The 25618-nt window shown below is 61.0% G+C and carries 24 protein-coding genes; 11 read left to right on the forward strand and 13 right to left on the reverse strand.

Annotated features, from left to right (window positions below; genetic code table 11):
* Positions 1 to 103: 103 nt before the first annotated feature.
* The 5 genes from ACIROY_RS10575 to ACIROY_RS10595 all read right to left on the reverse strand — a co-directional run bounded on the left by ACIROY_RS10575 (position 104) and on the right by ACIROY_RS10595 (position 6207).
* Complete coding sequence (locus ACIROY_RS10575; protein ID WP_402273458.1) at positions 104 to 1441, reverse strand: ABC transporter substrate-binding protein; 1338 nt, start codon at positions 1439 to 1441, stop codon at positions 104 to 106.
* Positions 1442 to 1565: 124 nt separating this feature from the next.
* Positions 1566 to 2654, reverse strand: a complete 1089-nt coding sequence (locus tag ACIROY_RS10580) for an ABC transporter ATP-binding protein (protein ID WP_402273455.1) — start codon at positions 2652 to 2654, stop codon at positions 1566 to 1568.
* A 334-nt stretch (positions 2655 to 2988) separates the two neighbouring features.
* A complete protein-coding gene (locus ACIROY_RS10585; protein ID WP_402273453.1) occupies positions 2989 to 3945 on the reverse strand; it encodes a C-terminal binding protein in 957 nt (318 codons plus the stop codon).
* A gap of 138 nt (positions 3946 to 4083) precedes the next feature.
* Positions 4084 to 5811, reverse strand: a complete 1728-nt coding sequence (locus tag ACIROY_RS10590) for an IlvD/Edd family dehydratase (protein ID WP_402341505.1) — start codon at positions 5809 to 5811, stop codon at positions 4084 to 4086.
* Positions 5812 to 5889: 78 nt separating this feature from the next.
* A complete protein-coding gene (locus ACIROY_RS10595; protein WP_402341507.1) occupies positions 5890 to 6207 on the reverse strand; it encodes a hypothetical protein in 318 nt (105 codons plus the stop codon).
* A 419-nt stretch (positions 6208 to 6626) separates the two neighbouring features.
* Here ACIROY_RS10595 and ACIROY_RS10600 point away from each other — a divergent pair, with 419 nt between their 5' ends.
* From ACIROY_RS10600 to ACIROY_RS10620, 5 genes are all read left to right on the forward strand, one after another.
* Positions 6627 to 7601 carry a Bug family tripartite tricarboxylate transporter substrate binding protein gene (locus ACIROY_RS10600; RefSeq protein ID WP_402341509.1) on the forward strand — a complete coding sequence of 325 codons (975 nt, stop codon included), beginning with the start codon at positions 6627 to 6629 and terminating at the stop codon, positions 7599 to 7601.
* 98 nt (positions 7602 to 7699) lie between these two features.
* Positions 7700 to 8212 (forward strand): tripartite tricarboxylate transporter TctB family protein, encoded by a 513-nt coding sequence (locus ACIROY_RS10605; protein ID WP_402341511.1) that lies wholly within the window; start codon positions 7700 to 7702, stop codon positions 8210 to 8212.
* 10 nt (positions 8213 to 8222) lie between these two features.
* The gene (locus ACIROY_RS10610; RefSeq protein ID WP_402273441.1) at positions 8223 to 9716 is read left to right on the forward strand and encodes a tripartite tricarboxylate transporter permease; all 1494 of its coding nucleotides are present in this window, start codon (positions 8223 to 8225) and stop codon (positions 9714 to 9716) included.
* 30 nt (positions 9717 to 9746) lie between these two features.
* Positions 9747 to 10808 carry an Ldh family oxidoreductase gene (locus ACIROY_RS10615; RefSeq protein WP_402341513.1) on the forward strand — a complete coding sequence of 354 codons (1062 nt, stop codon included), beginning with the start codon at positions 9747 to 9749 and terminating at the stop codon, positions 10806 to 10808.
* A gap of 114 nt (positions 10809 to 10922) precedes the next feature.
* Positions 10923 to 11843 (forward strand): FCD domain-containing protein, encoded by a 921-nt coding sequence (locus tag ACIROY_RS10620; RefSeq protein ID WP_402273436.1) that lies wholly within the window; start codon positions 10923 to 10925, stop codon positions 11841 to 11843.
* A gap of 13 nt (positions 11844 to 11856) precedes the next feature.
* Here ACIROY_RS10620 and ACIROY_RS10625 read toward each other — a convergent pair whose 3' ends face one another.
* The 4 genes from ACIROY_RS10625 to ACIROY_RS10640 all read right to left on the reverse strand — a co-directional run bounded on the left by ACIROY_RS10625 (position 11857) and on the right by ACIROY_RS10640 (position 15360).
* Positions 11857 to 12231 carry a GFA family protein gene (locus ACIROY_RS10625; RefSeq protein ID WP_402273434.1) on the reverse strand — a complete coding sequence of 125 codons (375 nt, stop codon included), beginning with the start codon at positions 12229 to 12231 and terminating at the stop codon, positions 11857 to 11859.
* Positions 12232 to 12245: 14 nt separating this feature from the next.
* Positions 12246 to 12782 carry a C40 family peptidase gene (locus tag ACIROY_RS10630; RefSeq protein ID WP_402341515.1) on the reverse strand — a complete coding sequence of 179 codons (537 nt, stop codon included), beginning with the start codon at positions 12780 to 12782 and terminating at the stop codon, positions 12246 to 12248.
* Between the two features lie 16 nt (positions 12783 to 12798).
* Positions 12799 to 14001, reverse strand: coding sequence for an acetylornithine transaminase (locus ACIROY_RS10635; RefSeq protein WP_402273429.1), 1203 nt, complete (start codon positions 13999 to 14001; stop codon positions 12799 to 12801).
* 327 nt (positions 14002 to 14328) lie between these two features.
* The gene (locus ACIROY_RS10640) at positions 14329 to 15360 is read right to left on the reverse strand and encodes a CDP-6-deoxy-delta-3,4-glucoseen reductase (RefSeq protein ID WP_402341517.1); all 1032 of its coding nucleotides are present in this window, start codon (positions 15358 to 15360) and stop codon (positions 14329 to 14331) included.
* 12 nt (positions 15361 to 15372) lie between these two features.
* Here ACIROY_RS10640 and ACIROY_RS10645 point away from each other — a divergent pair, with 12 nt between their 5' ends.
* The 5 genes from ACIROY_RS10645 to ACIROY_RS10665 all read left to right on the forward strand — a co-directional run bounded on the left by ACIROY_RS10645 (position 15373) and on the right by ACIROY_RS10665 (position 20035).
* Entirely contained in the window at positions 15373 to 16251 is an 879-nt protein-coding gene (locus ACIROY_RS10645) for a sugar nucleotide-binding protein (RefSeq protein ID WP_402341519.1), read from the forward strand.
* A gap of 175 nt (positions 16252 to 16426) precedes the next feature.
* Positions 16427 to 17212 (forward strand): ABC transporter ATP-binding protein, encoded by a 786-nt coding sequence (locus tag ACIROY_RS10650; RefSeq protein WP_402341521.1) that lies wholly within the window; start codon positions 16427 to 16429, stop codon positions 17210 to 17212.
* Complete coding sequence (locus tag ACIROY_RS10655) at positions 17209 to 18210, forward strand: ABC transporter substrate-binding protein (protein WP_402341522.1); 1002 nt, start codon at positions 17209 to 17211, stop codon at positions 18208 to 18210. The genes ACIROY_RS10650 and ACIROY_RS10655 overlap by 4 nt, the downstream gene beginning before the upstream one ends.
* A gap of 209 nt (positions 18211 to 18419) precedes the next feature.
* Positions 18420 to 19193, forward strand: a complete 774-nt coding sequence (locus tag ACIROY_RS10660; protein WP_402273419.1) for an ABC transporter permease — start codon at positions 18420 to 18422, stop codon at positions 19191 to 19193.
* A gap of 5 nt (positions 19194 to 19198) precedes the next feature.
* Positions 19199 to 20035, forward strand: a complete 837-nt coding sequence (locus ACIROY_RS10665) for an ABC transporter substrate-binding protein (RefSeq protein ID WP_402341524.1) — start codon at positions 19199 to 19201, stop codon at positions 20033 to 20035.
* Between the two features lie 53 nt (positions 20036 to 20088).
* Here the strand turns inward: ACIROY_RS10665 and ACIROY_RS10670 are convergent, their stop codons facing one another.
* The 3 genes from ACIROY_RS10670 to ACIROY_RS10680 form a co-directional block, all read right to left on the reverse strand.
* Positions 20089 to 21450, reverse strand: a complete 1362-nt coding sequence (locus ACIROY_RS10670; protein WP_402341526.1) for an MFS transporter — start codon at positions 21448 to 21450, stop codon at positions 20089 to 20091.
* 78 nt (positions 21451 to 21528) lie between these two features.
* Positions 21529 to 22290 carry an aldolase gene (locus ACIROY_RS10675; protein WP_116433657.1) on the reverse strand — a complete coding sequence of 254 codons (762 nt, stop codon included), beginning with the start codon at positions 22288 to 22290 and terminating at the stop codon, positions 21529 to 21531.
* Positions 22291 to 22399: 109 nt separating this feature from the next.
* Complete coding sequence (locus ACIROY_RS10680) at positions 22400 to 23401, reverse strand: helix-turn-helix domain-containing protein (RefSeq protein WP_402273409.1); 1002 nt, start codon at positions 23399 to 23401, stop codon at positions 22400 to 22402.
* Positions 23402 to 23927: 526 nt separating this feature from the next.
* Here ACIROY_RS10680 and ACIROY_RS10685 point away from each other — a divergent pair.
* Positions 23928 to 24164, forward strand: coding sequence for a hypothetical protein (locus ACIROY_RS10685; protein ID WP_402273406.1), 237 nt, complete (start codon positions 23928 to 23930; stop codon positions 24162 to 24164).
* Positions 24165 to 24232: 68 nt separating this feature from the next.
* On the opposite strand, the gene ACIROY_RS10690 is transcribed toward ACIROY_RS10685, so the two are convergent.
* A complete protein-coding gene (locus tag ACIROY_RS10690) occupies positions 24233 to 25492 on the reverse strand; it encodes a cytochrome-c peroxidase (protein WP_402341528.1) in 1260 nt (419 codons plus the stop codon).
* Positions 25493 to 25618: the final 126 nt, after the last annotated feature.

Below are 25618 nucleotides of genomic sequence, written 5' to 3' on the forward strand. Positions count from 1 at the left end.
GCGGAGCTTGGTTGAAACCCTTTGAGTGTGCCTGAGCACATGAGGATTCCGAGCACCGCCCGCCGCCGGATCACGGCCTCGCAGTAAGATCGTGAACAGGTTTTTACGCTTTGTAGAAGCGTTTGGCCCGATCGGCAGCGCGGTCAATTGCTTGCTGCACAGTCTTGGAGCCGCTGGCTGCTTCCGCCACCATGTCCACCACCACGTAGTCGGCCATGCAGGCGGCAGATGCCTGACCCAGCGGACCTTCGTGACCGTGGTCGATCATCAGCGCAGCCGAATCGCGATACACGGTGGCCTTCGGATCCGAAGTCCAGATGGCGTTCTTTTCGTAGGCCTTGAGCGATTGGCTGACGTAGCCGATGGATGCTTCCATCCATGGGTTGTACTGCTCAGGCTCGAACATGAACTGCACGAACGCCTTGGCCGCATTCGGGAACTTGGTGTGCTTGAACACCATCATTTGTGTGATTTGCATCAGCTCGGTCGGCTTGCCGGCAGGGCCGACCGGGAAGTGGGCGTGCTGCGTGTCTTTGGCCAGTTCCTGCATCTTCGGATCGGTCGAATTCTTGGCCGCGTAGTACACCGAAATGCCGTTGGCCGTCATGCTGATCTGGCCGTCCAGGTAAGCCTTGTTGTTCGACGGATCTTGCCAGGACAGTGTGCCCGGAACGAAGGTCGCATACAGTTGCTTGGCGTATTCCAGCGCAGCGCGGGTTTCCGGCGAGTTGATGGCGACTGCGCCTTTCTTATCGACCAGCTTGCCGCCGTGCGACCACAGCAGCCAGTGCGCCCAGTTGTTGGCGTCGCCGACGGCTTTGCCGAGTGCGAAGCCGACTGGTGTGTTCTTGGCCTTGAGGGCTTGGCACATTTTCAGGAAGCCGGCGGTGTCCTTTGGCACGGCGTCGAAGCCGGCTGCCTTCAATTGGCTTTCGCGATAGACCAGCGCATTGCCGACCACGCCGACCGGCAGCGCAATCCACTTGCCGTCCTTGGTGCCATATTTGCGACAGACGTCGTACCAGCCGCCCAGACGGCTGCCCAGCGATGTTGCCAGGTCGGTCAGGTCAATCAGCTTGGTCGGATATTGTTGCGGGTCATCGAACCAGCTCATGACGATGTCCGGACCGGAGCCCACGTTGGCGGCAACCGCCGCCTTCGGGCGCAGGTCTTCCCAGCCTTCGCTGTCGGTACGTACGGCGACGCCGAATTTTTCAGTGAATTTCTTCACGTTCGCATTCCACAGGTCTTCATCGCCCTGGACGAAACGCTTCCAGCGCAGCACGCGCAGCGTCGCGCCTTTTTCGATCTCGAACTTCAGGCCGGCGCCGGTGGAGGCCGGTGCCGCCGGTGCGGCGAATGCATTGGTGGTGGCTACTGTCGATGCCGCAGCGACGGATGCGCTGGCGGCCAGGAAATTACGTCTGGTCAGCTTAGTCATGTCTCCTACTCCTTCTCTTCTGATGAAAGTGAATGGGCCCAGGTTTTAAGGCTTTTTATTTTTACTTGCTGTACTACAGGGACTGCTTTGCTAAGGGTGTTGCCGAATAACGATGATCAAATTCTCAGCCGCGCGCCAATGTCTTGCCGCTGTCGGCGTCGAACAAATGCGTGCTGCCGTGTTCCGGTACCAGCGTGATGGTGTCGCCGGCCGAGAAGTCGTGACGTTCGCGGAAGATCGATGTCAGGCTGGTGTCGCTGAAGCGGGCATACACTTCGGTGTCGGCACCGGTCGGTTCAACCACGACGACCTTGGTGCTCATGCCGCTGCCGGCAGGGCCGATGGTCAGATGTTCAGGACGCACGCCGTAGACCACGCGCTGGCCGTCGACGCCGTCCAGGCCGCGATGTGCATAGGGTGCCGGCAGGCGAGTGCCGTCGGAAAATTCGACTTCAGCCTTGTCGGCATTGCGGCGCAAAGTGGCAGGGATGAAGTTCATCGCCGGCGAGCCGATGAAACCTGCGACGAAAATATTGGCAGGGCGGTCGTACAGTTCGAGCGGACGGCCACGCTGTTCCACCAGGCCGTCGCGCATGACGACGATCTGGTCGGCCATGGTCATCGCCTCGATCTGATCATGGGTGACGTAGACCGACGTCGTCTTCAGGCGCTGGTGCAGTTCCTTGATCTCGGTACGCATTTGTACGCGCAGCTTGGCGTCGAGGTTGGACAGCGGTTCATCGAACAAGAATACTTGCGGATCACGGACGATCGCGCGACCCATCGCCACACGTTGGCGTTGGCCGCCGGAGAGCTGGCGCGGATAGCGTTCCAGCAGCGTAGTCAGGCCGAGGATCTCGGCGGCCTTCTTGACCTGCTGCTGGATGAAGGACTTGTCCTTCTTGGCCAGCATCAGCGAGAACGCCATGTTGTCGTTGACCGTCATGTGCGGATACAAGGCGTAATTCTGGAACACCATGGCAATGTCGCGGTCCTTGGGCTGGACGTTGTTGACGACGGTGCCACCGATGGAGATTTCACCTTCGGTGATTTCTTCGAGGCCTGCCAGCATGCGCAACAGCGTCGACTTGCCGCAGCCGGAAGGGCCCACGAGCACTGCGAATTCGCCGTCGGCGATGTCGATGTCGACACCGCGGATAACCTGGGTGCTGCCGAATTGTTTCTTGATGCCGCGAATCTGTACTGATGCCATGCCTTGCTCCTCGTCTATATCCTCGTTTTTGTGTCTGCGATAAACCCTTTCTTGGAGGGCTTCGCACATTTAATTCTGATACCTGCGCCGTTTTGGTTTTTATGGTTTTCGGCGGTACTGAGAGATACAAAATGACAGCCACTATCGCTACGTCGGTAACGCCATGACAGTGGACATAGTTACATCGTCGGTGTTCGTACCTCTCTGTTTTGCTCGGGGCTGCTGCTCTGCTACGGATTGCTGTGAGTACCGTGCTGCGTCTGCTTGTGTTGCTGCTGCTATTGCCATTGCTGCGGACGCAGCCGGTGCTCTTGCGATTCTTGTCTCTGTTTTTCTATTTCTTCCGGCCTTCCACCACCACATACGACGGGCGTCCATTGCGGTCCCAGTCGATCAGATTCTGTGCCGCTTTGCGACGCAGTTCCTTGGCGGCGACTTCGGAATAGAAGGCGGCGTGCGGCGACAATAGCACACGTTTGTGCTGGACAATAGCGGAACTTGTCTCCGGTGGTTCGACCGGCAGGACGTCCAGTCCGGCACCCTTCAGATTGGTGTCGAGCGCCTTCAGCAAGTCATCGATATTGACCAGTCCGCCGCGTGCCGAATTGACCAGGAAGCTGTCCTGTTGCATCAGTTTCAACACCGACGCATCAATCATGCCGCGCGTCTCGTCGTTGAGCGGCGTATGCAGCGACACCACGTGCGCCTGCTTGAACAATTCTTCCTTGCTGACGCGTTCCACATACGCCGGGAAGTCGCCGTCGATGATGTGTGGATCGTAGGCGATTACACGCTTGAACAGGTTGCGGCTGATGTGCGCCATGCGCTTGCCGATGCGACCCAGACCGACGATGCCGATGGTCATTTCGGAGCAGCGCTGGATCTTGCCGGCGGTGGTGTAATGCCATTGGCCGGATTTGACGTCACGGTCGTAGCCGGTAATGTTGCGGATCAGATCGAGCGCCATCGCCAGTGCATGCGTGGAGACTTCGCCGACGCCATAGTCGGGCGAGTTGCCGACCCAGACGCCGTGTTTGGCGGCGTCGTCGGTGTTGATGGTGTCGAAGCCGGCGCCGTAGCGGCTGGCGATGCGGATTTCAGGACGTGCGGCAAACACCTTGGCGTTGACCGGCGCATATTGCACCAGCAAACCTTCGCAGCCTTCGGCGGCCTTGATGACCTCGTCTTCGGTGCGGCACTGCGCCGTCACCACTTCCACGCCGGCGTCGCGATACAGCGCCAGCTCAAGATCAACGTCGGGAAAATCGTAATCGGTAATCAATACTTTCATTGCTTCATGTCTCCATATGTCGCAGTCAAAACAGACGGAAGTTCATTTTTTTCGGTCGTCACTCCCTTGGAGGGCGCGCGCCTGAATCTTCCGCCGGCTTGCTTGTTGAAAAATCAATTCAGATTCTTGCCAGAGCCGTCAGTGGTTGTCCTTGGGAATGCCGGAGCCGCTCTTGCCGACCAGGAAATCGAGGTCGGCGCCGAGATTGGCCTGCTGGACATGATCGACATAGAGCTTGACCCAGCCGCGATCGGCCGGTGCTTTCGGCGCTTGCCATGCGGCGCGGCGGCGCTCCAGTTCTTCGTCGCTGACATGCAGGTGCAGCTTGCGTGCTTCCACATCCAGCTCCACCATGTCGCCGTTCTGCACCAGCGCCAGAGGACCGCCTGCAGCGGCTTCCGGCGTCACGTGCAACACTACGGTGCCGTAAGCGGTGCCGCTCATGCGCGCATCGGACACGCGCACCATGTCGGTGATGCCCTTGCGCAGCACCTTCGGCGGCAGCGGCATGTTGCCCGCTTCGCCCATGCCGGGATAACCCTTGGGACCGCAATTCTTCAGCACCAGCACGCAGTTCTCGTCGACGTCCAGGTCCTCGTCGTCAATGCGTTTGTGCAGGTCGTCGCTGTTCTCGAACACCACGGCGCGGCCGGTGTGCTTCAGCAATGCCGGCGTGGCGGCCGACGGCTTGATCACCGCGCCGTCCGGGCAAAGGTTGCCGTGCAGGATGGCGATGCCGGCGGCTGCCTTGAACGGCATATCGAAGGCGTGGATGACGTCGCGGTTCCAGTTCGGCGCATCCTTGCAGTTGTCCCACAAGGTCTGGCCGTTGGCCGACAGGGCGCTCTTGTCGATGACGCTTTCCAGTTCGCGGATCACCGACGGCAGGCCGCCGGCGTAGTAGAAATCTTCCATCAGGTATTTGCCCGATGGCTGCAGGTTCACCAGGCACGGCAGCTTCTGACCGATCTTGTCCCACTCTTCCAGCTTCAGGTCGACGCCGATGCGGCCGGCAATCGCCAGCAAGTGAATCACGGCGTTGGTCGAGCCGCCGATGCCGGCATTGACGCGGATGGCGTTCTCAAATGCAGCCTTGGTCAGGATTTTCGACATGATCAGGTCTTCCTTGACCATCTCGACGATGCGGCGACCGGAGTTGCGCGCCAGCACGTTGCGACGTGCATCCACTGCGGGAATGGCGGCGTTGCCCGGCAAGCTCATGCCGAGCGCTTCCACCATGCTGGCCATGGTCGAGGCCGTGCCCATGGTCATGCAGTGGCCGTGCGAGCGGTGCATGCAGCTTTCGGCTTCAAAGAATTCTTCCTGCGACATCTGGCCGGCGCGCACTTCTTCCGACATCTGCCACACGCCGGTGCCGGAGCCCAGTTCGCCGCCGCGGTACTTGCCGGACAGCATTGGACCGCCGGAGACGCCGATGGTCGGCAGGTCGACAGACGACGCGCCCATCAGCAGCGCGGGAGTGGTCTTGTCGCAACCCATCAGCAGTACCACGCCGTCGAGCGGATTGGCACGGATGGATTCTTCGACGTCCATGCTGGCGAGATTGCGGAACAGCATCGCGGTCGGACGCATCAGCGTCTCTCCGAGCGACATCACCGGGAACTCCAACGGGAAACCGCCGGCTTCCCAGATGCCGATCTTGACCTGTTCGGCCAGCGCGCGGAAGTGCGAATTGCAGGGTGTCAGTTCGGAATAGGTATTGCAGATGCCGATGACCGGACGGCCATCAAATTGATCGTGTGGAATGCCGCGGTTCTTCACCCAGGAACGGTAGATGAAACCGTCGCGGTCTTGGCGGCCGAACCAGGCCTGGCTGCGGCGCGTGAATGTCTTGGTGTCGCTCATGTTCTTTCCTTTTTCCTTGTGGCTCCAGGTCGTGACGGAGCCATGAATGCTGTCTGTATCGGATGGCTGTCGGAAGGATCAGTGGCGAATATTGCTCTGGTCGAAAAAGTAGCGGGAGAAATCCATCAGGTGATACGCCAGCATGGCGTCGCCATTACCGGCGTGGCCGAGGTGGCAGAGATAACGGGAGGTCGATGCAGCACAAGCGCCGGATTGCGCACGCGCAGAAACAGAAAGGGACGGCGCAGCCAGACCGCGCAGGTGCGGCTGCGGAACGATGGAACTACACCCCCGGCTAGCTAAGTTCTTCAATGCCTGTCTCCAGTGCTGCGGTATGGTCCGCGGGCAGTTTTTGCTCTTGTATTTTTTATGCGCGCAAGCCGGTGTTGAAATCATGTTCAGCAACGACCTGCTTCGTCAGGATGCCAGCGAGTCTATTTCAGCATTCGGACTTTGGTCAAGTGGTAATACCAGATTTGTCATACATCTTTTTGGTTGATATCCCATCCCTGTTTCCCTTATTCCGTATGATGCCCAATGGTGCGTTGCGGCGTAGGTGAATTATTTTCGTGCATCGTTTTCTTTCTTGACACTGCCGGGGTGATATGAAATTCTTTTCTCGTTCTGGTAAGACCACATGACCGCTTGACAAGGTTTTGTCAGGAAACAAAAACAAAGAAAAACCGGGAAAAACCCAGCACCGGAGAGAGATAAGCCGACACAGATCGTGCTGCATGGTTCATCGACGGATTTGCAATGAATCCGTACGCTACAGGCGAAATTGCCTGCTTTTACCATCAAACGGAGGAGAGACAATGATCAGAATGCGTAGAAATCTATTGAAGACGGTGGTTGCCGCAGCCGCGGTTTTATCCTTTGGTGTTGCACATGCAGCATGGCCGGACCGGCCGGTGACGCTGGTCGTGCCGTGGGGTGCGGGCGGCGGCACCGACGCCACGGCGCGCATCATCGGTGCGCTGCTTGAGAAAGAACTGGGCCAGCCCGTCAACGTCGTCAATCGCACCGGCGGCAACGGCGTGGTCGGTCACCAGGCCATTTCGGGCGCGGCTCCGGACGGCTACACCATCGGACTGGCTACGGTGGAAATCGCCATGATGCATCACCAGGGCCTGACCCAGTTGAGCTACAAGAACTACACGCCGATCGCACTGATGAATTTCGATCCGGCCGCGCTCACTGTCAGCGCCGAATCGCCGTATAAAACCTTCGACGATCTGCTCAAGGCGGTCAAGGCCAATCCCGGCAAGCTCAAGGCCTCCGGCACCGGTCAGGGCGGCATCTGGCACCTCGGCCTGGCCGGCATGCTGAGCGACCTCAAGCTGGCACCGACCGCGGTGCGTTTCGTACCATCCAACGGCGCCGCACCGGCAATGGTCGATCTGGCCGCGGGCGGTGTCGACATTGTCGCTGCATCGCTGCCGGAAGCACGCTCCCTGATCGATGCCGGCAAGGCGCGTCCGCTGGTGATCATGGCCGATGCGTCGGCCGCGCTGTATCCCAAGGTGCCGACGCTCAAGAGCCTGACCGGCAGCAACTGGACTATCGGCGCCTGGCGCGGCATCGTCGCGCCCAAGAGCCTGCCCGCCGATATCCAGACCAAGCTGGCCGGCCACCTGCAAAAAATCTACAACAGCAAGGAGTACAAGGATTTCATGGGTGGACGCGGCTTCGGCACGATGTATGCCGACTCGGCCGAGTTCGGCAAGTTCATGGAGAAGAGCGACAACGACATGGGGCAGATCCTGAAAACCCTGGGCATGGCGAAGTAGCCAGGCAGCGGACGGTCGTGGTCGGCCGTCCGCGAGCATCAACTTTTTCGCGCGGTTTCACATCACGTCATATTGCATCGTGACGACGATGAGAAGCCATGGTTGAACCCGTCGGACCTTTGAACCCTGCTGCCATGAAAATCAACGATACCGTCTCCGGAATCCTGCTGGCGATATTCGCCGTCGTGATTTACGTCTACTCGGCAAACCTGCCCGCGATGGCCCAGCAGATCGGGCCGGGCCTGTTTCCTCAATCGCTGGCCGTGGCCTTCCTGATCTGCGCGATCCTGCTCATGATCAAGGGCGTGCGCGAAAGGCGCGCTTCCGGCGAAAGCTGGATCAGCCTGCCCGAATGGGCCGGCGAGCGGCGCGCCGTGTTCGCCTATGCGCTGGTGCTGTTGTCGCTGGTGTTTTACATCTATGCGTCCGAGCCCCTTGGCTTCCTGCCGACGGCGACCATCCTGCTGCTGTCCCTGTTCGCAACCTTCGGCGCGCGCCTGGCGGTTGCGCTGCCGGTCGCCGTCGCCAGTGCGCTGGGCATTCACTACATTTTCTACAAACTGCTGAAGGTCCCGCTGCCGTGGGGTCTTTTCGAGTCTGTGGCCTGGTAAAGGATCGACCATGCTTGCCAATATCTATGCCGCCTTCGGGCTGGTGTTCGACCCCTATGTCCTGGCGGTCATTCTCGGTTCGTCCATGTTCGGCTTGTTCATGGGCGCGATTCCCGGTCTCAGCGCCACCATGGCGGTAGCGTTGCTGGTCCCGGTGACGTTCTTCATGCCCGCGGTGCCTGCGGTGGCGGCGATGGTGTCGGCCACGGCAATGGCGATTTTTTCCGGTGACATCCCGGGCTGCCTGCTGCGTATCCCGGGCACGCCGTCATCGGCAGCCTATACCGATGAAGCCTATGCGATGACGAAGAAAGGGCAGGGTGAAATCGCGCTCGGCGCCAGCCTGGTGTTTTCCGCGGTGGGAGGCCTGTTCGGCACCTTCGTGCTGATCCTGGCGGCGCCGGTGCTGGCGGAACTGGCGCTGAAGTTTTCTTCGTTCGAATACTTCTGGCTGGTGCTCATGGGCCTGACCTGCGCAATCTTCATTGCCTCGGATAATCCACTCAAGGGCTTCGTCTCACTGTTCATCGGCATGTTCATCGCCTCCATCGGCATGGGCAACCCGGCCGGCGTGCCGCGCTTCACGTTCGACAACCCCGATCTGCTGAGCGGCGTGTCGCTGGTGCCGCTGATGGTGGGCATGTTTGCGATGTCCGAGGTGTTGCGCTATGCGGTTTCAAAAGACCAGGCGATGACCATCCCCGACGGCAAGGTCGGCAACGTCTTCAAGGGCATGTGGGCCTTGACCGTGAAGTACCCGAAGTCGATCCTGCGCGGCAGCGTGCTCGGCACGCTGGTCGGCATCTTGCCTGGTGCGGGCGCCGACATCGCGGCCTGGATGTCGTACGCGATGAGCAAGAAGATGTCCAAGGAGCCGGAGAAGTTCGGCACCGGCCATGCTGAAGGCATCGTCGAGTCGGGCGCCGCCAACAACTCGGCGCTGGCCGGCGCGTGGATTCCGGCGCTGGTGTTCGGCATCCCTGGCGACTCCATCACCGCCATCGTGATCGGCGTGCTGTACATGAAGAATCTGAATCCAGGTCCGATGATCTTCGTCGAGAATCCGGTCTCGATGTATGCGATCTTCATCGTCTTCATCCTCGCCAACCTGTTGATGCTGCCGCTGGGCTACTGGTGCATCAAGGTGTCGAAGCGCATACTCGGCGTTCCGCGTAATCTGTTGATGCCGCTGATCCTGTTGTTCTGCATCGTCGGTTCGTACGCCACCAACAACAGCGTCTCCGACGTCGGCATCATGCTGGTGTTCGGACTGTTGGCCTACCTGATGGAAGAAAACGGTTTCCCGGTCGCACCGGCAGTTCTCGGCGTCGTGCTGGGCGGAATGCTGGAAGAACATTTCGTCACGTCGATGATCAAGGCGGATGGTGAATTCCTCGCCTTCTTCAACCGGCCCATCGCCGGGACCCTGGGCGTATTGACGATAGTGCTGTGGCTGTTGCCGTTGGTCATGCGCGGTTTGCGCAAGAAGCCGGCAATCGCATGAGATTTTTATAACGAAAGGATGGTTTGCAACATGGCTTCACCCGAACGTTTTTCCGCCGTAGAACTCAAGCAGTTCTCCACGCAACTGTTGCAGAAGGCCGGCCTGCCGCTGGAGCCTGCCGCTTCGGTAGCGAGTACGCTGGTCGACGGCGATCTGCTGGGCCACGATACCCATGGCCTGGCCCTGCTGGCGCCGTACGTGAAAGAAATCGAGAAGGGCGCGATGACGACTTCCGGCGAGCCCGAGGTGGTCTCGGACCGGCCCGCCGCGCTGGTGTGGGACGGCCGTCGCCTGCCCGGACCGTGGCTGGTGCACAAGGGCATCGATGCGCTGATTCCGCGTGCGCGCGAACTCGGCACGGCGTCGCTGGCGATCCATCACAGCCATCACATCGCCTGCCTCGCGGCCTACCTGCTGCGCGCGACTGAAGAAGGTTTCCTGATGGTGTTGTCGAGTTCCGATCCGGCGGTGCACAGCGTGGCGCCGTTCGGCGGCACGCGCGCGGTGTTCACTCCTAACCCGATCGCCGCCGGCATTCCAACTTCCGGCACGCCGTTCCTGGTGGACATTTCCGCTTCGATCACCACCAACGGCATGAGCAATCGCCTGCACAAGGCCGGCCAGCAGTTTGAAGAAGAATGGCTGCTCGACGCACAGGGCAACGCCAGCCGCGATCCGGCCGTGTTCGCCGCCGATCCGCCGGGCACCATCCTGCCGCTGGGCGGTCTGTCGGCCGGCCACAAGGGCTTCGGCCTGGCAGTCCTGATCGAGGCGCTGACCGGGGGGCTGTCCGGTTTCGGCCGCGCCGATCCGCCGGCTGGCTGGGGTGCCACGGTGTTCATGAGCTTGTACGACCCGGCGGCGTTTGGTGGTGAAGCGGCGTTCAAGCGCCAGATGGATCACATCGCCGAAGCCTGCCGCAACAATCCGCCGCGTCCCGGTGTGGAAAAAGTGCGCATGCCCGGCGACCGCGGCATGGCGCGCCGTGCGCAGCAGCTGGAGCAGGGCGTGGCGCTGCATCCGACGATTGCGCCAGGCTTGCGCGAGGCTGCACAGCAATATGGTCTGAGTTTCCCGGCAGCGCTGGGCTGATTGCTCTTCATCGCCCGTTGCTGCGTTGGCGGCAGCGGGCGGCAAGCGTAGCATTCGCTTGTGGTGAGATACAATCCGGCGCCAAGATTAAGAATTTTTCATCGGACCTCTTTTATGCCAATTGAAGCGATCGAACCGCAACGACTGTACCGCCAGATCAGCGACCAGCTGCGCAAGCTGATTGTCGACGGCGAATTCCCGGTCGGTTCGCGCTTGCCGTCGGAGCGCGATCTGTCGGTGCAACTGGGCGTGAGCCGACCATCGTTGCGCGAAGCCTTGATCGCGCTGGAAGTCGAAGGCTATATCGAAGTCCACATGGGCTCCGGCATCTATGTCTCGCCGCCGTCGCCCGCGCCCGAAGGCGAGATCGACCTGTCCACGCAAGAGGGGCCGCTGGAGCTGATCCGCGCACGCGCCATGCTGGAAGGTGAGGTGGCTTATGCCGCCGCCAAGAACGGCAAGAAGGCGCAGATCGACGCAATCGAAGAAGCCTTTCAGCAGATGATCGAGAACACCAACGCTGGCGCCAATCCGCTCGAAGCGGATCGGCTGTTTCACATCCGCGTGGCTGAAGCAACCGGCAACAGCGTGCTGGTCGGACTGGTGACGCAATTATTCGATGCCCGGCTCGGACCGCTGTTCGATCGCCTTCACAGCCACTTCGATACGATCGAGGTATGGAACGATGCGATCGAAGAACATTCGCGCGTGATGAAAGCGTTGCGCGCCCGCGATCCGGAAATGGCGCGGCAGGCGATGCGGCGTCACATGGATATCGCGTTCAAGCGCTACAGCGCCAGTCTGGTAGGGCAGGCCGTGCAGGGTGGGAATGCGGCGGAGCTCAAGAAAAAGAAAACCGCGCCCGTGAAGGCAGTCAAAGCAGTCAAGCCTGGTGTGAAGAAAACAGTAGTCAAGGATCCCGTCGTCAAACGCGTAGCCAAACCGGCTGCCGTAAAGAAGACGCCGGCGCCGAAGGTCGCCGTCAAACGCGCCCCGGTCGCAGCTCCGGCCAAACGCCGCAGCGCCCGCGCATGAGGCGGCAGCAGCGTTATCCCAGCTTGCCGACGTTGCGATCCCAGTTGCGACCGTCGAAATCGACGAAGCTCAGCTTGTCGTCCGACAGGTCGAAGTCATCCAGGCAACGCACATTGATGGTGTAGAGCTCCGGCGCGGCGCGTGGGCGAGTGAAGACGTGCACGCCGCAGTGCGGACAGAAATGATGTTTGGCCGCCATGGTGCCGAACTGGTAAGTCGCCAGCACATCGACACCCGCCACCAGGCGAAAATTCTCAGGCTGCACGCGATGGTGCAGAAATCCCTTCTTGGTACAGATCGAACAATTGCAGACGGTGATGCGCTCTATCGTCACGTCGGCTTCGAACCGGACCTCGCCGCAATGGCAACTGCCTTTGTGATGATCCATGCGCTGCGTCTCCGCTAGTTGAAGTAAGCCCTGGCCATTTCAAAGCGTGGCGCAAAATACGGATTGTCCATCCGCGAAATATGCACCTTGCCGTTGCCCGACGGCGCATGCACGAAACGCCCGTCGCCGATGTAGATGCCCACATGCGAGAACGGCCGGTTGAGGGTATTGAAGAACACCAGGTCGCCCGGACGCAGATTGGACTTGTCGATCTGGCGTCCCTGGCGTGCCATGTCGGCAGCGCTGCCGGACAGTCTGAGGCCGGCGGCGCGGTTGAAGATGTACGACACCATGCCGCTGCAATCGAAGCCGGCTTCCGGATTCTTGCCGCCGAAACGATAGCCGGTGCCGATCATGTCCAGCGCAAAAATCGCGACTTCGCTGCCATGTTCGGTGGCGGCTTCGGAGCGGACATCGGTCGGCGCCGGTGTCGGGGTGGAGGCTTCCGGCGCACGCATCGGCGCGCTGCCGCAGGCCGTCAGCAGGACGGCGATGCAGCAGGCGGCGAGCGCATGCAGTTGCTTCGGCGAGAGCAGGTCGAGGCTGCGCATTGCTGCCGGACTCCGATCAGTGACCCAGTTTCACCAACACGCCTTCCAGCATGGTCAGCATCTGATCGATTTCATCCTTGGTCACGTTCAGCGACGGCATGAAGCGGATCAGGTTCGGACGCGGCGAATTGAGCAACAGCCCGACCGGGTTCAGGTCGCGCGCGGCTTCAACGATTTGCGGACCGATGTCCTTGCCCAGCTTCAGCGCGCGCAGCAAGCCTTCGCCGCGTTCGCCTTCGAAGCCGTGCTTGTCCGACAGCTTGATCAGTTCCGCGCTGAGGTAAGCGCCGGTGGCCTTGACCGTCGGCAGGAAATCGGGCTTGAGCAATTCCTTGATCACGGCGGCGCCGACGGCAGTCATCAGCGGATTGCCGTTGTAGGTGCCGCCTTGTTCGCCGGCTTCGAAGCAGGCGATTTCTTCCCGCGCCAGCAGGGCCGCCAGCGGTACGCCGCCGCCGATGCCTTTACCGAGCGTCATAATGTCCGGCTCGATGCCCGACAGCTGATAACCGAACAGTTCGCCGGTGCGGCCGACGCCGGTCTGTACTTCATCGACGATGAGCAGCAGGTTGGCGTTCTTGGTCAGGCGGCGCAGGCCTTGCATGAACTCGCGCGTGGCCGGAATCACACCGCCTTCGCCTTGCACCGGTTCCAGCATGACGGCGACGGTCTTCTTGCTGATCAGGCGCTCAACGCTGGCGAGATCATTCAGATCGGCTTTCAGGAAACCCGGCACTTGCGGTGCGAACATGGTGTCCCAGCCCGGCTTGCCGCTGGCCGACATGGTCGCGATGGTGCGGCCGTGGAAGCTGTGGTTGAAGGTGATGATTTCAAAGCGGTCTTCACCGGCGCTGTTCTTGTTGAGCTTGCCCCATTTGCGGGCCAGCTTGAACGCGCCTTCATTGGCTTCGGCGCCGCTGTTGGTGAAGAACACGCGGTCGAAGACGGAGTTCTCGGTCAGCAGGTTGGCCAGCTCGATCGACGGCGCATTGTAGAAAGCCGGCGATGGATTGATCAGCTTCTTGCCCTGTGCGACCAGCGCATCGGAGATGCATTGCGGCGCGTGACCCAGCGCATTCACGGCCCAGCCTTGCAGATAGTCGAGGTATCGCTTGCCGGTGTGATCGGTCATCCACATGCCGCTGCCTTCGGTGAACACGATTTCAGGGCGGTTAGTGACATACATCAGCTTGTTGATGGCGAACTCGTTGAATTCCATTGAATGACTCCTGCTAAGGATGTGTGAAAAATGTGAAAGGCGGCGTAACCGGACTGTAATAAAAATGACAGTAAACGCGGACACGAAAAAAACGATAAAAAAAAGCCACAGGGATTGCCTGTGGCTTCGTGACCAGGGTCAACTCACGCGCACGGCAAACCTCGTTGAGGTTGGCTGCGACGTCGCAAGGAGATGGTGGTAGCGTTCATGCGGTCAATATTAGGACGTTTTGCGCGATGCGTCAAAACTAATTTGGTGCAAATTGCCGCTGATTTTTAGAACGCTCACCACTTTGCAACATGCAGCCGTATGCGGCGGCACATTGAATTACTGCACCGTCGCCAGATCCGCCGCCGACGTGAACGAGTCGGCGTAGAACTCTTCTTCCGGCAAGCCGCACTTGGCGACGAAATCGCGCTGGGCGGACTCCACCACGATCGGCGCGCCGCAGGCATACACCTGATGGCCCGACAGGTCCGGCTGGTCGTCGATGACGGCCTGGTGGACGAAGCCGGCGCGGCCGTTCCAGTTGTCTTCCGGCTGGGCGTTCGAGATCACCGGCACATACTTGAAGTTCGGCAGGCTCTGCGCCCAGGTCTTGCACAGCTCATCCATGTACAAGTCCTGCGGACGACGGCCGCCCCAATACAGCGTGACCGGGCGGGTCGACTTGGCGTGCTCGAGTTGCTCGACGATTGCCTTGATCGGCGCGAAGCCGGTACCGGACGCCAGCAGCACGATCGGCTTGTTGGAATCTTCACGCAGGAAGAAGGTTCCCAGCGGACCTTCGAAGCGCAGGATATCGCGCTCTTTCAACGTCGAGAACACCTGGTCGGTGAACAGGCCGCCCGGCATGTGGCGGATGTGCAGCGTCAGGTGTTCATCCTTGTGCGGCGCATTGGCCATGCTGTAGCTGCGGCGCTTGCCGTCGCGCAGCATGAACTCGACGTACTGGCCGGCCTTGTATTGCAGGCGGTCGTTGGCCGGCAATTGCAGCGACAGGATGATGACGTCGTCGGCGACCTTGTCCAGTTTGGCCACGCGCACCGGCATTTTCTTGACCGGGAAGTCGCCGATGCCGGCCACTTCGCGCGCTTCGATGACCACGTCCGAGTTCGGACGGGCGCAGCAGAACAGCGAAAAGCCCAGGCTCTCGTCCTGCGCCGACAGCGCGCGTTCCTGATGCGGGCCGTGCGTCACGCTGCCGTCGACCAGCTTGCCCTTGCAGGAGCTGCATGCGCCGTTTTTGCAGCCGTAAGGCAGGCCGACGCCGGCGCGAATTGCGGCGGTAAGGATGGTTTCGCCTTCGTCACAGGTAAACTGATGGCCGCTGGGCTGAACGGTAACTTGAAAACTCATACAATCCTGACAATGAACAATGTAAAAAAAATCGGCAAACCGCGTCTGTTGATGCTCGGCTGCGGCGACGTCGGCATGCGCATGCTGCCGCTGGTGCGCGCGCGTTTCCGCGTAATCGTCGTCACCAGCAAGCCGGAGCGCTGCGCCGAACTGCGCGCCGCCGGCGCCATCCCGCTGGTGGCCGACCTCGACCGGCCTGATACGCTGGTTCGTCTGGCACGCCTGGCGCAGGTGATCGTGCATCTTGCTCCGCCGCAATCTTCTGATGAGAAGGACCGCCGCACCCGCAATTTGGCCGCCATTTTACCCGACCGCGCCAATCTGGTTTATATCAGCACCACCGGCGTCTACGGCGATTGCGGCGGCGCCAGTTTCGACGAGACGCGGCCGACCCGGCCCAGCAATCCGCGTGCGCGGCGACGCGTCGACGCCGAACAGGTATTGCGCGCCTGGGCGCGCCGTTCCGGCAGCCGCCTGGCAATCCTGCGCGTCCCCGGCATCTACGCGCGCGACCGGTTGCCACTGGAGCGCCTGCAGAAAGGCACCCCGGCGTTGAGCGCCGCAGACGACGTGTACACCAACCACATCCACGCCGACGACCTCGCTGCGATTGCAGTGCGCGCCATCGACCAGGCGCGACCGCTGCGCGTGTATCACGCGGTCGACGATTCGGACATGAAGATGGGCGACTACTTCGACGCCGTGGCGCGTACTTTTCAGTTGCCGCCGCCGCCGCGACTGCCGCGCGCCGAACTGCAGCAGCAGGTGACGCCGATGATGCTGTCTTTCATGTCGGAGTCGCGCCGGTTGCGTAACGACCGCTTGCGCAACGAACTCGGCATGCGCCTGCGCTATCCGAACGTGGAGTCGTTGCTGAAAACATTGTCATGAAGGAAATGTTTCCACAAAAGATTTATGCTTATTTGTTTTTCATATAAGCATACGTCTTTTAAATTGTTGTCCGGCAAGCACGATGCCAGTAGAGTCGCAACCTACCGTCTGAAAGTCCGTGCAAAGTTGCCTTCAGTGCAACGCATCGGCGACTCGCTTACTCCGCATTGCATTCATGAAGCTATCTTTTAAAAACATTCAGAAGAGTTTTTCCGGCCTGCACGTCATCGACGATTTCAGCCGCGACATCGAGCAGGGCGAACTGGTCGCGTTGGTCGGGCCGTCCGGCTGCGGCAAGTCGACGCTGCTGCACATCGCCGCCGGCCTGGAAACACCGAGCTCCGGTTCCATCCTGGCCGACGGCCAGCCGGTCACCGGTCCGCATCCGGAACGCACGCTGATGTTCCAGGAAAACGCGCTCTATCCGTGGCTGACGCTGGAGCAGAACGTGGCCCTGGCGCTCGAGTTCCAGAACGTCGACAAGAAGTCCGCCGCCGCCCAGGCGCGCGCATGGCTGGCCAAGGTCAACCTGTCGGGCTTCGAAACCTACTATCCGCATCAGGTCTCCGGCGGCATGCGCCAACGTGCGGCGCTGGCGCGCGCCTTCATCTCGCAACCGAAGGCGCTGCTGCTGGACGAACCGTTCGGCGCGCTCGATGCGCTCACACGCATGACCTTGCAGGACGCATTGCGCACCCTGATCCGTTCGGAAGTGCAGGGCAAGGCGCCGACCGTGTTGCTGGTCACGCACGACGTCGACGAGGCCTTGTTCCTGGCCGACCGCATCCTGGTGTTCAGCGCGCGTCCGGCCACCGTGCTCAAGGAATTCAATCTGGTGCATCACGAAAAGACGCATGATCTGTCGGAGTTCTCGGCGATCCGTCGGGAAATTCTCTGCCTGCTCGGCATCCACGCCGAACAGGACGAGTTTGCTAAAACAATAGAAGGGGTTGGGATATGAAATCGAAACTGAAAAGTTTGCTGCTGCTGGCATCCGCTGCGCTGGTGTTTTCCACACCGGCCATGGCGCTCGAAAAATTCAAGATCGGCTACCTGCGCGTCATGGACGATGCGCAGGCGATGGCGGCCTATGAAGCCGGCCTGTACAAGAAGTACGGCCTTGACGTCGAACTGATCGAATTCAAATCCGGCACCGACCTGATCAAGGCCATCGTCGGCGGCCAGCTCGACAGCGGTGTGTTCGGCTTCACCAATGCGGTCGCCTGGGCGTCCAAGGGCGCCGACCTCAAGGTGGTCAGCGGTGCCCAGCTCGGCTACCACGCCATCGTCGCGCGTGAAGATGCGCACATCAACAAAGTAGCGGACCTCAAGGGCAAGACCCTGGCGTCGCAAGCCGAAGGCAGCACCGCCGACGTGGTGTTGAAGGGCGTGGTGTTCCGCGATGCCGGCCTCAAGGCAGATGACGTCAACGTGCTCGGCGTGAGCCCGCAAGTGGCGGTGCAGTCGCTGGTCGGCAAGCGCGTCGACGCGGCCTTCCTGTTCGAGCCGCAAGCGCGCATCGCGCAACTGATTGCACCGGTCAAGCAAGTCTATGAAATCGGCGAAGTCTGGCCTTTCCCTTGCATGGTCGTGATCACATCCGGTGAAACCCTGAAGAACCGCCGCGCCGCCGTGTGGAAGTCGCTCGATGCGCAACGCGATGCGATCGAACTGCTGAAGAAGAAGCCGGCCGAAGCGGCCAAGCTGATCGCCGGCTACTTCATCGCCGAGCCGACGCTGAAGACTTTGAAACATGGCGAAATGCTGCGCGAAGACGTGATCCGCGACGCCATCAAGAGCCAGACCTTCAACGCCAAGCTGAACGAAAAAGAACAGAACCGCATGCAGGAAATCGCCGATATCCTGCAAGCCCAGGGTTCGCTGAAGACCAAGGACGGCAAGCCGTTTGAGGTGCGCAGCATCGTAGACCTGACCTGGCAAAAAGACAGGAAGTTGTAATCCGTGTAAAGCTGCTGCGCGCGCCGATTTCCGATCTGCGATGCTCACCGTGCGCCTGCACGGTTGCGCCTCTCGATCAGAACTCGACGCGCTCGCTACGCTTTCCACCGCATTACGATGCGTTTGTGGAGCACTATTTTTTCGGCCGACGACTTCGTCGGCCATTGCATTTCTACTGAGTTTTAGTCAGTTTCACTCCGTTCCAATTTATGAGCTCTCAGCGTCGCGTTACCGGTTACCGTAAAAAACTCGCCATGGTGTTGGCGATCGCCTTCATTTTGTTGATGTGGCAGATCGCCGCATGGTCCTTGCCGGACTTCCTGATGCCGGGCGTGCCGACCGTGCTGGCGCGGCTGTGGGATGAGGTGCAGACGCCCGCTTTCCGGGTCGCGCTGTGGGGCAGCCTGACGCGCCTTGGCGGCGGTTACGGCGCGGCGCTGCTGTTCGGCATCGGCTTCGGCCTGATCGGCGCGGTGCTGTTCTTCTTCCGCGAAGTGCTCAAGTCGGCCATCATCATCCTGCAGTCGATTCCTTCGATTGCGTGGGTGCCGCTGTTCCTGATCCTGATGGGCTTCGGCAATCTGCCGATCATCGTGGTGGTCGCGATCGCGGCGTTTTTCCCGGCGGCCTTGTCGGTGATGAACGCTACCGAAAGCGTGCAGCAAGTGCATGTCTCGGCTGCACGCGTCATGGGAGCCTCGCGCCTCGGCATGCTGCGCCGCGTGTACCTGCCGGCCGTCATGCCTGAGTTGATCACGGGCGCGCAACTGGCGTTCGGCAATGCCTGGCGCGCGCTGATTTCGGCCGAGATGCTGATCGGTTTCGGCAAGGGTTTGGGCCGCACACTGGCGTACTCGGGTGAGACCGCCGACATGGTCGGGGTGATGACCAACATCCTGACCATCGCTATCCTTGCTGCGTTGATCGATCAGGTGATTCTTGAAAACCTCAAGCATCGCTTGCTGCGCTATCAATACGTCTGATTCCGATGAATACGCCGTCCGTCTTCTTGCTGCGCCTGTCCGCCTTCATGTTGGCAGTGAGCGCATCCACGGGCGCGCAAGCCGGCTTGCTGGACGACGCGAAAGCGCGCGGGGTCTTGCGCATCGGGCAGGATTACGTGCCGCCGGCCTATACCGCGGGCGCCAAGTTCCGCACGCCTGAGGGCGTCGACGGCATCCTCGCCGAAGACCTCGCCAAGCGTCTGAACCTCAAGCTCGACAGCGTGCGCAATGCCGGCAACAGCGGCGACGGCAAGGCGGCGCAAGCCCTGAAAGGCGCGCGTTCCGATATCGCCCTGGTGACGGTGGAGGAGAGCGCCGCGCGCAGCGGCGTCGCCGCCGACGGCAGCGTCTTGATCCCGACCGGTTACAGCGCCGGCGCGATGGCCATCATGCGCACCGATACCGATATCCGGAAGTGGGAACAACTCAAGGGCCGCACCGTCTGCCTGTCCGAAGGCGGATCGTATGTCGGCCAGATGGCCGCGCGTTACGGCGCCATCGAGAAGGTCATGCGCGCGCCGGCCGACTCGTTGCTGGCGGTGCGCATCGGCCAGTGCGACGCCGCCGTGCACGACGACACCATGCTCAAAGAATTGCTCAAGCTGCCCGAGTGGAAGAAGTTCTCCGCGCAGTTGCCGGCGCAAAGCCGTTCAGCGCTGATGATCAAGATCGCCGCCGCTGACAGCACAGCGGTTGCCTACTTCAGGCAGACCGCCGCTGAATGGTCACGTGGCGACTTCTGGGCGGCGCTCAAGAAGAAATGGAGCAATGCCGTGGCCTTCGAGGTGTACCTGGATCAGAACGTGCCGGATTGCCATTGAACAAAAAAAGCCCGCGACTTGCGGGCTTTTTTCATGGACGAACATTCTCTGCTTCAACGTCCGGCGCTGCCTTGACCCAGCGGCGCCGCGCTGGAAAAACCGGGTACGGCGTCGCGATTTTCGTCGCCCGCATGTTCGGCGATTTCCTTGCCCATGGCCTTCACCGCGAGCGCGGCGATCAGCGAGAACACGGTGATCAGCAAGGCCACCATCCACGGACTGCCGCCGCTCCTGGCCAGCAGCAGCGACGACAACACCGGCGTGATGCCGCCACCGACCAGCGCGCCGATCTGATGGGCAATGCCGACGCCGCTGTAGCGCACGCGCGTGCCGAACAGCCCTGCGAACAGCGCGCCTTGCGGGCCGTACATCATCGGATGGATGACGCCCAGCGCGATCGCCACCGCCAGGCCGACCAGCAGCGGCTGCGCCGTATTGATCAGTGCGAAGTAGGGCCACACACAGGCTGCGGCGCACAGCGTGCCGATGATGTACATGCGGCGATAGCCGATGCGATCCGACACTGCGGCGAAGAAGGTGTTGCCGAACATCGAAATGCAGGCGCCGATCAGGATCGCGTTGAGGATCATCGGCTTGCCGATCTTCAGCTGGCTCACCGCATAGGCGGTCGTGAACACCAATACGTTGATCGGCCAGGCGATCTCGCCGGCACGCGCGATCGAGGCCAGCAGGATCTGTTTCTTGTGGTCTCGCACCAATGTACGCAACGGCGTCTTGCTGACTGTGCCGGCCTGCTTTGCCGCTTCGAACTCATGCGACTCCGGCAGGCGCGTGCGTGCAATCACGCCAATCACCACCAGCACCATGCTGAACAGGAAAGGCAGGCGCCAGCCCCAGCTCAGGAAATCGGCTTCCGGCAGCTTGGCGGTCAGCGACAGAGCCAGTGTCGAGAGCACCAGCCCCGCCATGCCGCCGCTCGAACTCCAACTGCCGAACAGACCGCGTTTTGCCTTCGGTGCGTTCTCGACGGCGATAAGAATGGCGCCGCCTTGTTCGCCGCCCAGCGCAATGCCTTGGATCAGGCGCAACAGGCACAGCAACGTCGGCGCCCAGATGCCCGCGCTGGCGTAGGTCGGCAACAGGCCGATCAGCGTCGAGGCCACGCCCATGGCGATCAGGGTCGCCAACAGGATGGATTTGCGGCCGTAGCGGTCGCCCAGATAGCCGCACAGGATGCTGCCGAGCGGACGGCCGACATAGCCGGTGGCGTAGGTCGCGATGGCGGCGAGGGCGCCGGTGAGCGGATCGAGCGTGGGGAAGAACAGTTTGTTGAACACCAGCGCGGCGGCGGTGCCGTACAGCAGGAAGTCATATTGCTCAAGCGCGGTGCCGATGAAACTCGACAGGAACACGATCGCGCGGCGCGGCTTTTTTTTTGGAATGGAACTGGACATGGACGGCTCCCGGTTATCTGAAACTGAGCTAAATCTGAGCGGAATTCTGGAGGATGTGGCTGACGCGATCAGGCTCGGTCAGCCGCGTTGCCGCAGCACGCGGCGCGCGAACATCGCGAAGCTGGCCTTGACGATGCTGGGCGACAGCAGGAAGTCGTGCGACTCCTTCGCCAGCGCCGGATCGAGTTCCTTGAGCGTGCCGTAGGCGGCCATCGCCTGCAGCTGGTTGCGCGCTGCGCGCTCGATCAGCACGGACAGGTACAGGCTTTCCTCCACGCTGGAGGTCGCCGCCAGGAAGCCGTGATTGACCAGCAAGATGGTGCGCTTGTCGCCCAGCGCGGCGGAAATGATTTCGCCTTCCTGGTCGGCAATCGGCAGGCCGGGCCATTCGGCGAGGAACGCACAGTCGTCGTGGAACGGGGTGGCATCCATGTGCGCCACCACCAGCGGCTGGCCGGTCATGCTCAGCGTGGAGACATATTGCGGATGCGTGTGGATGATGCAGTTGACGTCGCTGCGGCGCGCATACACCCACAGATGGAAGCGGATCGCCGGGTTGGGCACGCCTTTGCCTTCCAGTACCTCCAGCTTGTCGTTGATGCGGATCACCGCATCGGCGTCAAGTTCGTCGAAGCCTTGCGCCAGTGGTGTGGTGAGGAAGGTGCCGTCGGGCTGGCGCAGCGTGATCTGGCCGGCCAGGGTTTCCGAGTGACCCTCGGCGGCGAGGATGTTGCAGGACAGTGCAATCTTTTCGCGCGGCGTCCAGTTACCGTAATCGAGCGCGCCCGACATGCGGCGCAACGCCTGGCTGGAAACATCTTCCTTGGCTGAGTCAATCATTGTCTTATCCCTTTAAATAAAGTGAGACAAGATTAGACGCGTCGACCCTTTACGACTGACACCTGCGCGCACAACGGCATGTCTGCACGCGCCGCTGAAGTGTTGCGGATCAGGCCTGGGCCGGTGCTGCACTGCGCAAGGCCGACGGCGGCACACCGTAGCGATGGCGGAAGCTGCGACTGAAATGGCTGGCATTGTTGAAGCCGACCCGGAAGCCGATATCCGACACCGACAGCTTGCTGCAGGCCTGGTTGCACAGGTCGGCGTGGGCGCGCTCCAGCCGCCGCTCCAGCAGGTAATTGCTGTAGCGATGACCGTGGCTGGCGAACAATCGATGTACCAGCCGCGGAGAAATGCCGAGCGCCTGGGACAATTGCGTGACGCTCAGGTCGGGCTCGCAGAGCATGGCGTCGAGCGTGCTGATCAGGGTTTCCCAGCGCATCTCTTGTCGGGCGGGAGCGGGCAGGGCATCGGGCGCGGCGTGTTGCGACTCGGCATAGGCCGCCGACAGCAGCGACACGAAGGCCTGTTCGGCGTGATAAATGGTGCTGGTCGAATGATCGCCGGCCAGCGCCGGCAGCACTTCGTGCGCGTAGTGCCAGAGCGTGCTGCGCAAGGGTGAATCGCGTCGCGCCAGCGTCGGCATGAAGCGTTCGAAGCGGCTGGTGTGGGCGCCGTTGAAGCGGCTGAAGGAAAATCGCAGCAACACAAAGCGGCAATCGGTCGTGTTCTGCACCGTCGACGGCATGCGCGCCTTGCGATAGAACACGTCGCCCGTATTGAAGTCGAGATCGATGCCGTTCTGCGATACACGGCCGCTGCCTTCGAGCACGATGCTGGCAAGCACGTCATTCGATTCCAGTCCGGCGACATGCTCCCACTCATGGCGCACGGTGCAGCCGGCCGGCAAGGCGGCGATCACCATCACACCGCCGCCGACCAGGCGACAGGCCGACAGCGTGCCGGGCAAGGCTGAATCTGTGCAATCAGTGCGGATGTCGCCGGGAGAGACCAGATCATCCAGCGCATATTTCAGGTGATGCATGGAATAGGCATTGACCGGATGCAGCGACGGCATGTACGGCAGGCCGGAAATCAGGGACGTGGGCATGGAGGAATCTCCTTGGTGCTTGGGCGGATGGCGGTCTCATCATACAAGCAATTTCTGTGCTTGAAACCTGTGTAAAGAAGCGACTTCAGAAGCGCGTTCCGGCGCTTTGATCGTCGGCGCACACAGACAAGAATCGGAGGTCAAGGCGACGCACTGAGGCAAGCATGTTGTTGCGCAGCCCTCAGATTTTTCCTGATGTTGCCGCAATGGAAAGAAGGCTTTTCGTGGCGGGTATTCAGCTTCACCGCGGACGGTGAGATGGCTAAATATCAATTTCCGTGCGGGAATGTCCTTATGTCGTCAGGCTTTGAGGCGAGACGCCTGGAACTGTCTTCTCGCGGGCGTCGAATTGAATCTTGAAAGAGGCCGCGGGGCGGCCGCAATCCGTTGCCAATCGGGCAATCCGGGTTTGTAACCAATTCTCTTGGGCGACTTGGCGTCTCGCTTCAAAGGTGTAAGATGAAGTCCTGTCCGTGCTTTCCAAGACGCCGGGCAGCTTTGAAATCTGGTTAGAAAGGTGATCAATATGGACGTCGCAATTACCGCCAGTTCGCCTGGTGCCGTTTCCAGCTCTCCCGACACAGGTCCATCGGTCAGCAACCTGGACGAAGCACGTCGCGCGCAGGCGCGTCAGGACGCTGAAAATGCCCAGCGCCGCATTGACGAACAGCGTGCGGAAGAAACCCGCCAGGCGCAAGCGCGCCAGGCCTCGCGCAATTCCAACGGCGAAGTCATCGGCACCACCATCAGCACGACCGCCTGATTGTTTTCGACTGTAGTAAAGAACCCGCCGCGGCGGGTTTTTGTCGTTAACATCCAGTCAGTTGCTCACTACGGCTTGTAGCCGTCCGTCAGCGTCTTCAAAAACGCAATCACATCCTTGATCTCCGCATCGCTGAGCGCCGGCTTGTCGCCGGGCTGGCGGTCGAACGGCGCTTCCACGTTCACGTTCGGAAAATGCGCGGGCAGCAGGTCGTCGAACTTGCGGATGCTGCCATCGCGATTGCGTGGGTACCACTTCTCCGGATTGGTATCCCGCTGGACGTAGAACTCCATGACTTCTTGCAGCGTGTGGAACACGCCGTTGTGGAAGAAGCTGCCGCGCAGCGCGACGTTGCGCAAGGTCGGCGTCTTGAACAGGCCGCAATACTCCGGGTTGTCCTTGAAGTCGGTGCGTTCCGGTCCGCACAGGCCGAAGTCGTAATAGCGCGGATCCTTGTTGGCCGGAATCTTCTTGTTGCGCGGCACGCCCACGGCGATCAGGCCGTAATCGGTGAACTGCGGGAATGCGCCATTGGGCAGAATTTCGCTGATGTGGCAGGACGCGCAATTGCCCTTGGTCGGCTCGTTGAACAGTGCGAGTCCGCGCAATTCCTGCGCGTTCAGGGACGTCTGCTTGCGCAGGTAGGCGTCGTATTTGCTGGTGTAGGGATAGAAGTCGGCCGGGCTTTCCTGGAACACTTCCAACGCCATCAGCGCCGCCTCGAAGGCGCGTGCACCGTCATCGAAAATGGTCTCGCCGAAGGTCGCGCGGAACTGCGCGGCATAGGGCGCACGCCTGAGCTTGGCGACCACTTCAGCAGGCGAAGCGTTGGCCATTTCGTGCGGCGACAACAAGGGGATGCGCGCCTGGTCGTGCGCCGAATCGGCGCGGCCGTCCCAGGTGCGGCCGCCGGTCGGGCCAGCATCGATGCTGTCGTCGCCGTCGTCATCGTGGAAGTGCTCGCTGAACGGCGGCACGTTTTGCAGATAGCGCAGCGAAGGCACCGCGCGCGTGCCGGCAGTCTTCATGTCCTTGCCGCCAAGCTGCACCGACAGGTTGTTGGGCGGACCGAATGCATGGTCGGGACTGTGGCAGGTTGCGCACGATTGCTGACCGGAACCTGACAGCGACGGATCGAAAAACATGGCCCGACCAAGCGCGGTCATTTCCTCAACGCTGGGACGGCGGCCCGGTTGCGGCGCGTAGGCTGCGCCGGCGTAGGCAGGAACCGTATCGCCGGAAGCCGCAACGGCGGGGGACTGGCTGTCGAATCGCAGCGCAACAAAGGCAACTGCCGCCAGCGCGGCGAGGATGGGGATGGCTTTCATGCGCGCAGGATAGCAAAACTCTGTGACTTGTCGATGAAGAAACGGACGCTGCACTGCAATGTCATTCTGTAGTTATATTTTTCGGCTAGCATCGTGTTCCTGTCGGTTGTATCCTGCCTCATCCTT

The sequence above is a fragment of the Herbaspirillum sp. NPDC101396 genome (assembly GCF_044767365.1).
Lineage (GTDB): Bacteria > Pseudomonadota > Gammaproteobacteria > Burkholderiales > Burkholderiaceae_D > Herbaspirillum.